The 12,375-nt window shown below is 68.7% G+C and carries 10 protein-coding genes; 1 reads left to right on the top strand and 9 read right to left on the bottom strand.

The window, feature by feature from the left end; all coding sequences use genetic code 11:
- Positions 1-396: 396 nt before the first annotated feature.
- The 4 genes from L1787_RS05420 to L1787_RS05405 form a co-directional block, all read right to left on the bottom strand.
- On the bottom strand, positions 397-1,074 hold the full coding sequence (locus tag L1787_RS05420; protein WP_235707516.1) for an amino acid ABC transporter permease: 678 nt from the start codon (positions 1,072-1,074) through the stop codon (positions 397-399).
- Positions 1,074-1,850, bottom strand: coding sequence for an ABC transporter substrate-binding protein (locus L1787_RS05415; protein WP_235707515.1), 777 nt, complete (start codon positions 1,848-1,850; stop codon positions 1,074-1,076). The genes L1787_RS05420 and L1787_RS05415 overlap by 1 nt, the downstream gene beginning before the upstream one ends.
- A gap of 99 nt (positions 1,851-1,949) precedes the next feature.
- Entirely contained in the window at positions 1,950-2,444 is a 495-nt protein-coding gene (locus tag L1787_RS05410) for a GNAT family N-acetyltransferase (protein WP_235707514.1), read from the bottom strand.
- A gap of 11 nt (positions 2,445-2,455) precedes the next feature.
- Entirely contained in the window at positions 2,456-3,664 is a 1,209-nt protein-coding gene (locus L1787_RS05405; protein ID WP_235707513.1) for a pyridoxal phosphate-dependent aminotransferase, read from the bottom strand.
- A gap of 238 nt (positions 3,665-3,902) precedes the next feature.
- On the opposite strand from L1787_RS05405, the gene L1787_RS05400 reads away from it, so the two are divergent.
- Positions 3,903-4,736, top strand: coding sequence for an HpcH/HpaI aldolase family protein (locus L1787_RS05400; RefSeq protein ID WP_235707512.1), 834 nt, complete (start codon positions 3,903-3,905; stop codon positions 4,734-4,736).
- An 87-nt stretch (positions 4,737-4,823) separates the two neighbouring features.
- On the opposite strand, the gene L1787_RS05395 is transcribed toward L1787_RS05400, so the two are convergent.
- The 5 genes from L1787_RS05395 to L1787_RS05375 form a co-directional block, all read right to left on the bottom strand.
- A complete protein-coding gene (locus L1787_RS05395) occupies positions 4,824-5,834 on the bottom strand; it encodes a Zn-ribbon domain-containing OB-fold protein (RefSeq protein ID WP_235707511.1) in 1,011 nt (336 codons plus the stop codon).
- A complete protein-coding gene (locus L1787_RS05390; RefSeq protein ID WP_235707510.1) occupies positions 5,831-7,033 on the bottom strand; it encodes a thiolase C-terminal domain-containing protein in 1,203 nt (400 codons plus the stop codon). Before L1787_RS05390 ends, L1787_RS05395 begins: the two co-directional genes overlap by 4 nt.
- Before the next feature lie 43 nt (positions 7,034-7,076).
- The gene (locus L1787_RS05385; RefSeq protein WP_235707509.1) at positions 7,077-8,030 is read right to left on the bottom strand and encodes a flavin reductase; all 954 of its coding nucleotides are present in this window, start codon (positions 8,028-8,030) and stop codon (positions 7,077-7,079) included.
- A 391-nt stretch (positions 8,031-8,421) separates the two neighbouring features.
- Positions 8,422-10,602 carry a putative bifunctional diguanylate cyclase/phosphodiesterase gene (locus tag L1787_RS05380; RefSeq protein ID WP_235707508.1) on the bottom strand — a complete coding sequence of 727 codons (2,181 nt, stop codon included), beginning with the start codon at positions 10,600-10,602 and terminating at the stop codon, positions 8,422-8,424.
- A gap of 84 nt (positions 10,603-10,686) precedes the next feature.
- A complete protein-coding gene (locus L1787_RS05375) occupies positions 10,687-11,523 on the bottom strand; it encodes an SDR family NAD(P)-dependent oxidoreductase (protein WP_235707507.1) in 837 nt (278 codons plus the stop codon).
- Positions 11,524-12,375: the final 852 nt, after the last annotated feature.

Genomic DNA, 12,375 nt, shown 5'->3' with positions numbered 1-12,375 from the left:
ACCCAGCCTCATGGCGGTTTGAAGGTCAGCCGGGCGCGCAGCGACCGTCTGTCCTGCAAACCTGCCGGCCGGCGAGGCGGGGGGAGCGCGAGGGGGGAACGCCCTCGCCGCAGCGGTTCCGCCGGCACCACCCCACGACACGACGGACCTTGCCGCAGCGCCGCCCCCCGTCGTGCCGTGCCGGGGACGGCCCGATCCATCATGCCGCGAGGGTCGCCCGGCGGCCCGGATCCGTCAACGGCTGCGCCGTCCTCCGCTTCGCTCCGGCCCTTCGGGTGACCGATCCGGGCCGCCGGGCGATGGCGTTCGCATGACGGCTCCGGAGGAATGACAGGGCCAGACTCTCCAAAGGAATGAGAGGGCGTCGTTCAATCACGGCCCCGCCGTGCGTGGAATCTAGCCGGTGTGGGCGCGCTTCGACCTGATTTCGAGATAGGACACCAGGCGAACCGCCGGCCACAGGATCACGAAATAAATGAGGGCGGCGGCGATCAGCGGGGACGGGTTCGCCGTCAACGCCTGGGCATCCGTCGCCTGTTTCAAGAGGTCCGGCATCGCAACCACCGAGGCAAGGCTCGTGTCCTTCGCGATCGCGACGCAGTTCGAGGTCTGTGGCGGCACGGCGACGCGCACCGCCTGGGGCAGAACGACCTTCCAGAGCGTCACCGGAAAGGGCAGGCCGAGGGCGCGGGCGGCCTCGAACTGACCCGGCGGCAGGCTCTCGATCCCGGCGCGGAAGACCTCCGCCGTGAACGCCGCGAGCACCAATGAGAGCGCGAGGGCGGCCGATGTGAAGGACGACAGGCTGATGCCGACGAACGGCAACGCATAATAGATCACGACCAGGATGACGAGGATCGGGATCGCGCGGAAGACGTCGATCAGGAAGACTGTCGTCCAGCGCAGCGCCAGCGTCGGCCCGTAAAGGCGCAGCAGGCACCACAAGATACCGAGGAGCACCCCGCACACGATCGCCGTCGACGACAGGAAGACCGTGTTGACGAGACCCCGCCAGAGCATCGGCAGGGTCTCGGCCATCACCTCGACATTGAAGAACGTGTCGAGGAGGCTCATCAATCGGCGGTCGGCAGATCGAGCACCGTCACCGTGCTCGTCCCCGGATCGGGCGCGACTCCGAGATGGGTCTCGTAGATCGCGGCGAGCGTGCCGTCTTCCTTGAGCGCCGAAATCGCGTCGTTGACCCGTTCGGTGAGGGGCGAATTCTTCGCGAGCATCATGCCGTAACGGTCGCCGGTCTTGATCCGCGCCGCGACCTTGAGGGCCGGCATCTTCTCGAAGGCATATTGGAGGCCCGTGATGTCGCTCACCGCGCCCGCGATGCGGCCGGCCTGCAGGTCGAGGAGCATGTCCTGATAGGCGTTGTAGCCGCGGATCGCCGAGAAGCCGTAGACGGCCTGGTTCTCCTTCGCCCACGCCTCGCCCGTCGAGGAGGAGAGGACGCCGACGGGCTTGCCGTTGAGGTCCTCCACCGTCGCGACATCGCCGTCGGCGCGCACGCCGAGCCCGATATCGGCGTCATAATAGCCTTGCGTGAAATCCTGGTTCTTCAGGCGGTCCTCGGTGATCGTGATCGAGGAGATCGCGACATCGACACGGCCCGAGCTCGTCGCCGCGAAGAGGGCCTGAAAGCCGAGATCCTGAAAGGCGATGTCCATGCCGAGCTTGCCGGCGATCGCCTCCGCGAGGTCGACCTCGAAGCCTTCGAAGGAGCCGTCGGCCGCTTTCACCTCCCAGGGCGGATTGGCCGGATAGGCACCGACCGTGAGCGTCTCGGCGGACGCCAATCCGGTGCCGGCGACGAACAGAATTGCTGCGAAAAGGCCTCTCATCGTGGTCCTCCCGATCTGAGTGTCAGGGTGAGTTCGGACCAGGACGTATGAAAATGCAAGCACCTCTTCGCGGGGGATCGGCGTTTGGGCGGCCGGTCTTCAGGCCGGCCTTTTCGGCGGCCGTTCGGCAGGCGACACGCCGAGCTCGAGCTTCATGCCGAGATGGGTGCCCTTGAAGCCGAGCCGCTCATAGAAGGCGTGCGCGCGGGTTCGGCTCTTGTCGGAGGTGAGCTGAACGAGCGAGGCCCCGTTCTCGCGAGCAATCCCGACGAGGTGGCGGATGAGGCTCGCGCCGACGCCCGTACCGCGCTCACCGCCGGCGACGCGGACCGCTTCGATCAGCGCGCGCCGCGCGCCGCGGCGGCTGAGCCCGTGCAGGATCGTGAGCTGCGCACACGCGATCACCACGCCATCCCGCTCGGCGACGATGATCCGGTCGTTCGGGTTGGCGAGCACCGCGTCGATCGCCTCGAAATAGGCGGGATCGGGCGGATCGGACACGGTCTCGCGGGTCTTGCCGAGCTCGTCGTCGGCGAGCATGGCGACGATCGACGCGACATCGTCGCGGCCGGCTTCACGGTAGATCACGCTCACGAAGTCTCCTCTCAGCGCAGGGCGGCGGCGATGCGGCCGGCCGCCTCGCGCACGGTGCCGGTATCGCGAAAGACGCACATGCGCAGGAACGGCCGCGCCGCCTCCCCGAACATGAAGCCCGGCGCGAGCCCGACCTTCGCCTCCTCCAGGATCCGCCGGCAAGCGGCGCGGCTGTCGTCCTCACCCTCGAGGCGGAAAAAGGCGTAGATGCCGCCGAGCGGCTTTTCCGGCAGGTGGACGGACGGAATCTCGGAGAGGATCTCATAGGCCGCATCGAGCCCGCTGCGGCAGCGCTCGCGGATCTCGGCGACCAGCGGCTCGCCCTCTTTGAGCGCCGCGGCTGCACCCGCCTGGACGAACGCGGCCGTGCCGGAATTGACGTATTGGGTGACGGCCGACAGCACCGGCTGGATCGACGGCGGATGGCCGAGCCAGCCGACGCGCCAGCCCGTCATCGCCCACGCCTTCGAGAAGGAGTTGACGGTGAGGACGCGATCCTCCGGCTCGGCAAGGCGCATCATCGAGGGCGCGGCCGCTTCGTTGCCGAACCAGAGCCGGTTGTAGACCTCGTCCGAAATGACCCAGATGCCGCGTGCCCGGGCGAAGTCGAGGATCGCGGCGAGTTCGTCGGCCGAGGCGGTCCACCCGGTCGGATTGCAGGGGCTCGAAAAGCAGATCGCGGCGGTGCTCTCGTCGCAGGCGGCGAACAGGCGGTCGAGGTCGAGCCGCGGCCGGTGCACCGTCATGTCGAGCCCGACGGCGATCGGCCGGCCGCCGGCAAGGGTGATCGCATGGCGGATATTGGGCCATTGCGGCTCGACATAGACGACGTTCTGGCCCGGATCGCACACGAGCATCATCGCCAGGTGAACGGCCTGCATCCCGCCGGGCGTCACCGTCGATCGATCCTCGCCGATCGGCCGGCCGTGGAGCGTGGTCTGATACCGCGCCAGCGCCGCGACGAGCTCCGCTCTGCCGCGCATATCGGGAACGTAGAACGTGTCTCCGGCGTTCATCGACGCCGCCGCCGCCTCGCGAATGAAAGGCGGCGTCACGATATCACCTTCGCCATACCAGAGGCGCACGACATCGCCCATCGCGTTCGCCTTGGTCGCGAGATCGGCGATATTGTCGGTTTCGAGATTGCGGATCAGGGGGCGAAGACCGGCCTCCGCCAGTCCTTCGCGGGGCCCGTTCGACGGCGATTGATGCATGGACATCGACTTTCGTTGCTCGGCGTGACGAGGCCATGTTTGGAGCGGCGCGGTCAACCCAATACGGTCCTTCGGCGTCAGCTCCCACCCGCGCCACATCGCGGCCGTGCGGTGCGCGGTCAAGACCGCTAGAGTGCCCTTCGCCGACGAGGGCCGGACGCCCTCGTTCTCCGATCGCAAGCGTCTCACGACCGGTCGATCCGACCGAGAGCGAGTCGCTCCGAAAACCGAAGCGAGGCTCCCGATGCTCGACCCCTCGAACCCGCGGCTGAAGCCCGCTCTGACCTCCGGGACGCCCGTCGGCGTCATCTGGTTCACCCTCGGCCATATCCCGCTCATCGAGATCGCCTGTCGGCACGATCCGGACGCGATCGTCGTCGACATGCAGCACGGCCTCTTCGACCGCCTCTCGCTCGAAGCGGCGATCGGTATCTCCTCCGCCCCCGTCATGGTGCGCACGCGCGATGATCATCCCGCCTCGATCGGCGAAGCGCTGGACGCCGGCGCGGAAGGGATCATCGTGCCGCTCGTCGAAAGTGGCGCGGCGGCGCATGCCGTGGCGCGCGCGTGCCGCTATCCGCCGGATGGCAATCGCTCCGGTGGCGGGATCCGGCCACTCGCCGACTTCGCCGGCCACATTGCGAACGCCAACGGGGCGATCGTCGCCGGCGTGATGATCGAGACGGCGGCCGGGGTCGAAGCGGCCGAGGAGATCGCCCGGTCGGGCATCGATTTCGTGTTCATCGGGACCGGCGACCTGTCGCTCTCGCTGGGTGCCGCACCCGGCTCGCGCGAGCACGAGGCCGCGTGCCAGACGATCCTCGCCGCCTGCCGCAAGGCCGGCATTCCCTGCGGCGCCTTCGCGATGGATGCAGCCGGCGGCACGGCGCGCGCCGCGCAGGGCTTCGCGCTCTCGGTCAGCGCGATCGACAGCGAGATCTACGAAAAGGGGATGGCCGCCGCGCTCGGTGAATTCGGCGCGGGAACCGCGGCGACCACCACCCGCCAAGCCCGCGCCGCCCGGCGGGGACGGGCCGCTGCGCCGGCGGGCACGTCCCGCCCACGGCGCCGACGTTAGCCAGCCCCGGCGCGCATGATTCGGCGGCGGCGCGATCCGGACGGTTCGCGCGGGCCGGGTCATCGCTCGCGGCCGGGCGCGCGACGTTCAGAGATAACCCATACTCTCCCGCTCGAGGCGCATCGGGTCGTTGCGCCAGCTCTCGAACGTCGCGGCGGCGCGCGGGCCGATCGCCACATAGTCCGACGTCGCCTCGAACACGTCGAGGAGCGCACCGGCGAGCGTCACGGTGTCCACCGTGTCGTCGACGAGGGCGGTGACGACGCGGAGCCCCTCGGGGCGCCATCGCTGGCGTGTGGCGCTCACCAGGCTGAAGGCGGCGGCCGCGGCGGCGGCGCCTCCGCTATCGTTCGGCGCGGGGCAGAGCGCGCGGTCGGGCAGAACGGCAACGAGCGTCACCGGCTCCTGCGCCACACGTTCCATCAGGAGTGTCGCCGCGGTACGCAGATGGTCGGCCATCCGCTCGGTCGCGAGGAGGAGGTCGCCGAAGCGCATGTCGCGCGCGCCCGCGTCGATCGGGTCGAGCGTCGGTAGCATCACCACCACGCCGTCCGGCGCTTCGCCACCTCGTCCGCTGATACTCACCCTCGGACCGATGCGCTCGATCGCATCGGCGAGGCGGGATCCGCCCCCGAACAAGGCAATCTCTCTCACGCTCATCGACAGTCCCAGACTTTCCCGCACCTCGGCCACGCTCGGATGGCCCATCCCCCGCGGCACCGCGACAAGGACGGCGCGGCCCGTCCGGTCGAGTTCGGCGAACACGTCGACCCGATCACCATAAGTGACATTGGCATGGGTCAGCGCGATGATCTCGGCGCCGAAATCGAGATGGACGATCGCGACCGGCACCGGCGGGCGATCCACGTGCGCACGGCCGAGGGCGGCGTGGACGAGCGTCATCGCCTCGATCCGGCCGCCGGGTCCGACCTCGCACCAGCGCGGCGTATCGAGCGAATGACAGCGCCCACACACAAGCCGCGGCGGCCATGCGATCTCCCCGCAATGATCGCAAGTCGGAAGTTGAAGGCCGCCCCCGCGCGCGGCGACGAGATCGAGCGTGCCGAGACCCTCGCGCCGCGCCTCTTGGACGGTCACGCCGGCTCGCCTTGCGCACCGGCGCCATCAACATCTCCGGCGCCATCGCCGGCGATGACCATCGCAGCCGATGCGAGGCCGCGATCATAGGCGACGCCGCCCAAGGCGGAGACGAGGCCGACGCGCGCGCCGGCGACCTGCCAGGACACCCGCCCCTCCGCGGTGTCGGCGAAGGCCGATCCCGTCACCTGGCGGATCGCCTCGACGAGGGCGAGATGACCGCCCGCCGCGCCGGGGCGCCCGGCAGCGAGGAGACCGCCGGACGTGTTATGCGCGAGCGATCCGTCGCGCGTCAGCGTGTGCGCGCGGACGAAGGCCGGCCCCTCGCCCTTGAGGCAGAGGCCCGCGTCCTCGAACTGCATGATCGAAAAGGCGGGGCATTCATCGTTCGTCTCGACGATGTCGATGGCATCCGGCTCGATCCCGGCTTCGAGCCAAAACGTTTCAGCGTCCCGCGCAAGGCCGCCACGGAACTGCAGATCGTCGAACCGGTAGGCGTTGTGCCGCTCGGTGGCGGCGAGGATGCGCGCGAACGGAAGCCGGGCGGCGACCGCATCCACCTCACGCAGCACCAGAAAACCCTCACCGCCCGAGATCGGGGTCGGCCGGTCGTGGACGACGAGGGGCGCGGCGAGGACGGAGGCGTCGAGATAGTCCTCCAACGCCATCGGGCCGTCATTGTGGAGCGCGAAAGGGAGGCGGTGCGCGTTGGTCCGCTGCGCAAGACAGAGGCGGGCGAAATCCTCCCGCGTCGCCCCGCGACGCATCATGGCCTGGGTGATGAGCGCGAGAACGATCGTCTCGCGGTCGGCCGCGACAGGGTCGAACGTTTGCGGCGACACCGGCGGCGCGGCCACCGGTCCCCGATCGGCGCCGATCACCGCCACCATGTCGACATCACCGGCAGCGACGAGACGGGCGGCACGCCGGGCGGCAGCGATTGCGCTCGCTCCGTCGAGGACCGGACCGTCGAGATAACGGCAGGAAAGGCCGAGATGGTCGGCGATGCCGAGCGCGGTTTCGGCTCCCGTCGTCCCACTCGTCACGCTGAGGCCGTCGAGTTGGCCGTGGCGCAGGCCCGCTGTGTCGAGAACGCCCGCGATCACTTCGGCGACGAGGCGAAGGGTCGGCGCTTCACTCCGGTGCGGCTTCAGCGAGAAAGGGGCGGCGAGAACCACGCCGTCATAGGCCGCGCTCACGCTCGATATCGCGCCTTTGCTGGCATGACGGACGCCCGTACGATCATCGCTCGCCTTCGTGATGGAAGACGAGCTTGCGCAGCAGCGCGCGCAGCATCTCGACCTCCGTCGCATCGAGGGAGCCGGTGCTTTCCCGCTCCCGCTCGGCGGCATGGCGCAGGAGTTCAGCGAGCTTTGCTTCCCCCTGGGCGGTAATCGCGAGCGCCCCCGCGCCCGCGCTGGTCACATAACCGAGCCGGCCGAGGACGTTGCAGGCATCGTCGAACCGGCTTTGGGAGAGCATCGTGCGGGTCAGCAGCTCGCCGATGCTGGTGGGCCCGGCGGCGGAGAGGATCGAGAGGATCCGCATCTGGCCGCCATCGGTCTCCTCGACCGTCAGCGAATCGGCGAACCCTCTGAAGAGGTGGCTGTAAGCGCGGAAGAGCAGCGGCAGGAGGAAATCGTCATAAGGGTGGCGGGCGCCCTCCTCCTCCACCGCGACGCCGCCGGCGCCCGGATGCGGCGCGATCGCCCCATAGCGCCCCTCGGCGAAGACGAGCCCGCGCCGGTCGTATCGCACGAAGCGCTCGACGCGGCCGACGATGATGAGATGATCCCCCCCGTCGAAGGCCGCGTGGCGCGTGCACTCGAAATGGGCCGCGGGGTCGGGAAGCAGCGGCACGCCGCCGAGGCCGGGGCGCCAAGCGATATCGGCGAACTTGTCGGCGCCGGGTTTCGCGAAGCGGTTCGACAGCTCGACCTGATCCTGGGAGAGGACGGAGAAGGCGAAGCGCTCGGCCTGCGACAGGGCCGCGAAGCTGCGCGCCCGGCGGTCGAGGGACCACAGGACGAGCGGCGGATCGAGCGACACGGAGGCGAACGAATTCGCCGTCATGCCGACCGGCGCACCCTCCTCGCCGAGACACGTGACGATCGTCACCCCGGTTGCGAACTGACCGAGCGCGCGGCGCATTTCGCGCGTGTCGATCACCTCGTGTGCGCGGACCACTTCGTTCATGATCCGCGGCGTGCCTCGGTCCCGCAGCCGGTCATCGACGCCGCCTTTGCGATCTTCCCCGTCATCTCAAACTCACGCACGTTGTCCGCTACACCCTTCGACAAGGGTCCAGTCCACCGGCCCGTTCCATTCCACATAAGCGAGGACACGCGGATTCTCGACGATCGGCAACCCGCCGCTCACCGGAAAGTGCGCATGGGCCGGCACGGCGCGCGAGGCGGCGGCCGCGCGCCTGCGTCCATGATCGGAAAGAGCGTGGCGTGGTTCCGACGGGGCGAACATCAGGTCCTCCAATTGTTGGAGGATAGAGCACACTTTCGGCCATACGGCCAAGGCGCGGATGAAACCCGGTGGCGACACCGATCGCATCGATCGCGCCGACCGTGAACGATTAGGACAGCGTCGCGTCGCACACCAGCCCGCCGGGTGGCGGCTCGATGGGACCGGGGTGGCGGCGATCGACGATGCCGTTTTCGCCGGAGAGATAGGCTCGCAACGCGTCGATCGGCAAAGCGGGCGCGAAATATGGCCCATGCGCGAACGATACGCCGAGCTCAGCGAGCGCTCTGGCGTCCGCCTCCGTCGCGATCCCGTCGAAGACGAGGTCGAGATCGAGCGCCCGCGCGAACGCGATGATCGCGCGGACCACCGTCATGTTGGCGGGATCGGCGTCGATGTCGGCAAGGAGGCGTTTGGCGAGCCTCACCTCCGATAGGGGCAGCGTCGATGCGTGGACGAGCGAGCCGTAGCCTTGCCCGAAATCGCCGAGAGCGAAGCGGACGCCGGCGTCCGCCGCCTGCCGAAGCCGCGCCGCCAGCCTGCCGAGCCCGTCGTCGAGGAGGATGCTCTCGGCAATCTCGACCGTGATCGCCGGATCGCCTGGCAGTCGCTCGTACGAGAGGCTTGCGACCCGTTCGAGAAAGTCCGATCGCATCAGCTCCGCCACCGACGCGTTGACCGACAAGGCGAACGGCTCCCCGAGTGCGCGGCTGAGGGCGCCGATTTCCTGGACGGCGCGTTTCGTGACATGATGGCCGATCTTCACGGCAAGGTCCGCGTCTTCGACGATGACCGCCCAGTCCGCTCCGGGCGACACGCCCCCGTCGGCCCAGCTCGCGCCCGCCGCGAGGCCGACGACACGGCCCGTCGCGACCTCCACCTTCGGCCGGTAGGCCGGCACGATGCGCCCTTCGAGCAGCGCGTCGCGTGCGCGGGCGAGAGCGCGGTTGCGCTCGTCCGCGATCTGCCCGAGCACGGGCCGGTAGATTTCGAGCGCCGGCTCCGGCGTCGCCTTCATCCGGTAGAGGGCGAGGTCGGCCGCGGTGGTGAGGTCGTGCTCCGTCAGCCCGTGATCGGGCGCGATCGCGACACCGGCGCTCAGCGTCACATGCATCGACCGCTCGCCCCAGACGAGTCCGACGCGGAGGGCACTCCGCAGACGTTCGAGCACCATCTCGACGTCTTCGTGGCTGCGCAGATCCTCGAGGACGATCGAAAATTCGTCACCGCCCGTTCGCGCCACCGTGTCGTTCGCGCGGGTCCCCTCGTTGAGATGCTTCGCCACGAGCTTCAGAAGCTCGTCCCCAGCCGCGTGGCCGAGCGTGTCGTTGACGCGCTTGAAATCGTCGACGTCGACGAGGACGAGGCAGACGAGCGCGTTGGTGCGCCGCCGGCGCTGGAGGGCGAGGCGAAACCGGTCGGCGAAGAGCGCGCGGTTCGGCAGGCCGGTGAGGCTGTCATGGTTCGCCATCCACCAGAGCCGCTCGTTCGCTTTATGCTGGGTCGTCCGATCCTGAAAGATGCCGACGAGACGGTCGCCCTGCTCGCCACCGCGTTGCATCTCGCCGATGATGTGAACGGTCCGTTCGATCCCGTCGGGCGTGACATAGGGCAAGGTGAGATCGCACACCGTGCCGCTGTGCTCGAGGTCGCGAAACGCTTGCGCGAGGCGCTGGCGACCGGGCTCGGGATAGCTCGCGATCGTCTCGTCGATGAGCGGGGCGAGGCCGGTGGGGAGACCATGAATGCGGAAGACCTCGTCCGACCAGTCCTGCTCGCGCGAATGCGGGTCCGCCTCCCAGACGCCGATCTTGGCGGTCCGCTCGACATGGCCGAACATCTTCACGTGGCGCCGCAACTCGGCGCGATATCGTTGAATCAGCGCGAACTCACCGAGGAAACGGTTGCCCTCCGCACCGAACCGCTTGGCGCGCCGGACGAGAAGGCCGGGCGCCAGCGGGAAGACGAGACACAGATTGCGCCGGGCCCCGCTCGTCAACTCGATCTTGACGACACGGGCGAAGGGCGGCGCGAAGGGCAGCGGCGCGCCGGCAAGCGCTGCCTCCCCGTCGCGCAGCGCGGCGAGATCGACGGTCTCGGCATTGAGGGCGAGTTCGACCACCCAGGGCGTGATCGCCGAGGCCGCCCGGCCGCGCCCGACGAGGACCGGCTCCGGGTTGAGGTCGACGATCGCCACCGCGGCGTCGAGCATGAGCTCCGCCATGTCGGCGAACCGATCGAACGGCTGATCGCGGGCGAGCGAAGACAGCGCGGCATTGAATGACTTCAGCATCGCTGGCTTCCCGTTCGCGACGACCGCGGGGAACGCTAGCGCCTGAAGCGTGCCTGGAGCTTGCACGCGCTCCAGGCCGGGATCTTACTCCGGCTCGCGCCGCACGCCGGCCGGTCGGCGGACAGCCGCCGCGCTCTGCGCCATCGAGACGCCGACGCCGGCCGACATATAGCCGCCGTCGACATAGAGCGTCTGGCCCGAAATATAGTTGGCCTCCGGCGAGGCGAGGAAGGCGACCGCGTGCGCGACCTCGGCCTCCTCCCCGAAGCGACCGAGGGGAATCGTGCGGATATAGTCCGCCCGCGTCTCGGCGGTGTGCACCTCGCGGGAAAAGGGCGTGTCGACGGGACCGGGCGCCACCGAATTGGCGGTGATGCCGTAGGGACCGAGTTCCAGCGAGAGCTGGCTCATGAGGTGGATCAGCGCCGCCTTGGAGGTGCCGTAGGCGGTGCGGCCATACCCGGCGCGCACGCCGGCGATCGAGGTGATCGAGACGAGGCGGCCCGCGGCGCCGCGCTCCACCATGTCGCGTCCGGCGAGCTGAAAGAGGCCGAATGCGGCGCCGACATTGACCGCCATCGTGCGATCGAAGGTCGCCCGGTCGGTGTCGAGGAAGGGAGCGACCGAGACGATGCCGGCCGCATGGACGACGATGCCGATCGGTCCGAGCGCCTGCACGGATTCGCCGTAGGCGCGGCGGAGCGCGTCGTCATCCGAGACGTCGCAGGTGAGGCCGAAACCGTCGGGCAGCGTCGCGGCGCGCTCGGCGACGTCGTCCCCGATATCGATCATTGCGACACGGTTGCCCGCCGCGGCGAGCCGCTCGCAGATCGCAAAGCCGAGCGCACCGGCTCCGCCGGTCACGAGCGCGGTTCGCGGCAGAGGGCCCGGCTCGAACGGCTGGGATCCGTTACCGAGCATGGGACGCCTTCGTGGCGCGTGGCGGCGCGATACTGCAGTGCAGCGACGGACGGCGGAGCGACGGGGTCGGCATGTTCACGTTCGCTGAAGTCCCTTTCGGCGGAGGGGGAGACGACGAAATGTTCCGGCGAACCGGCCGCAAAGCGCCGGAACGCCTTGCGAATCGCACGTGCACTGTGCGCTTCGAGCGCCCCGCCGGGCCGCGCGGCCTCACCGAGGCGCAGGTTCGCACCGACGACGCGGCGCCAAGGCGCGCGCCAACCGGCCCGGCATTATACCGCACTGCGACACGAGGGCCAGTATATTCGGAAGAGAATCGATCGCCGGACGTGAAGAGACGGCATGGCCATAAAGACCATGCCGTCAGGGATAATGCCTCGCCGTTTGTTTTTATCGTCTCCGATGCCACGGCCGCTGCAGAACCGAGGCATCATCGCGAGGCAATCACAGTGCGAGCGACAATGCGCTGACAGGAGATCTACTCCCATGCGGCGCAACGGCTCACGCTATCCGTCCGAACCTAAGGCTAGGGCAGCCAAACCTTGCTGCCCACCCGCGAGTTCACGGGAACGTCATGACAGGCTCGGGGCGGCGCGTCCAGCAAATAAAGCAATAATCTGGCATTCTTCTTTATCAGCCAGGCTCCGTGCGGGCTTTTTTATGACCAAAGCGCACCATCGGCGCCCAACACACCCCATCATCGCGCGTCAGTGTGGCGATGCTTTGATCCCGATCATCGCAATCGCGGTATTTGGATGGTGTTCGGCCTTCCCAATTCCTGGCGCCCCTCGCCCACCCTACGAAAAAAGGCGCGGCCCCTTGGGCCACGCCTTTCCTTCTGATCGCTCCGGA

Source organism: Acuticoccus kalidii, assembly GCF_021556395.1.
Classification (GTDB): domain Bacteria; phylum Pseudomonadota; class Alphaproteobacteria; order Rhizobiales; family Amorphaceae; genus Acuticoccus; species Acuticoccus kalidii.
Note: the sequence above shows the minus strand (reverse complement) of the source record. Positions and strands in the feature narration are given on the sequence as shown.

Coding starts and splice junctions, on each gene's coding strand:
- L1787_RS05420 (WP_235707516.1), bottom strand. CDS start 1,074: ATGAGCCTCCTCGACACGTTCTTCAATGTCGAGGTGATGGCCGAGACC.
- L1787_RS05415 (WP_235707515.1), bottom strand. CDS start 1,850: ATGAGAGGCCTTTTCGCAGCAATTCTGTTCGTCGCCGGCACCGGATTG.
- L1787_RS05405 (WP_235707513.1), bottom strand. CDS start 3,664: ATGTCCATGCATCAATCGCCGTCGAACGGGCCCCGCGAAGGACTGGCG.
- L1787_RS05400 (WP_235707512.1), top strand. CDS start 3,903: ATGCTCGACCCCTCGAACCCGCGGCTGAAGCCCGCTCTGACCTCCGGG.
- L1787_RS05385 (WP_235707509.1), bottom strand. CDS start 8,030: ATGAACGAAGTGGTCCGCGCACACGAGGTGATCGACACGCGCGAAATG.
- L1787_RS05380 (WP_235707508.1), bottom strand. CDS start 10,602: ATGCTGAAGTCATTCAATGCCGCGCTGTCTTCGCTCGCCCGCGATCAG.
- L1787_RS05375 (WP_235707507.1), bottom strand. CDS start 11,523: ATGCTCGGTAACGGATCCCAGCCGTTCGAGCCGGGCCCTCTGCCGCGA.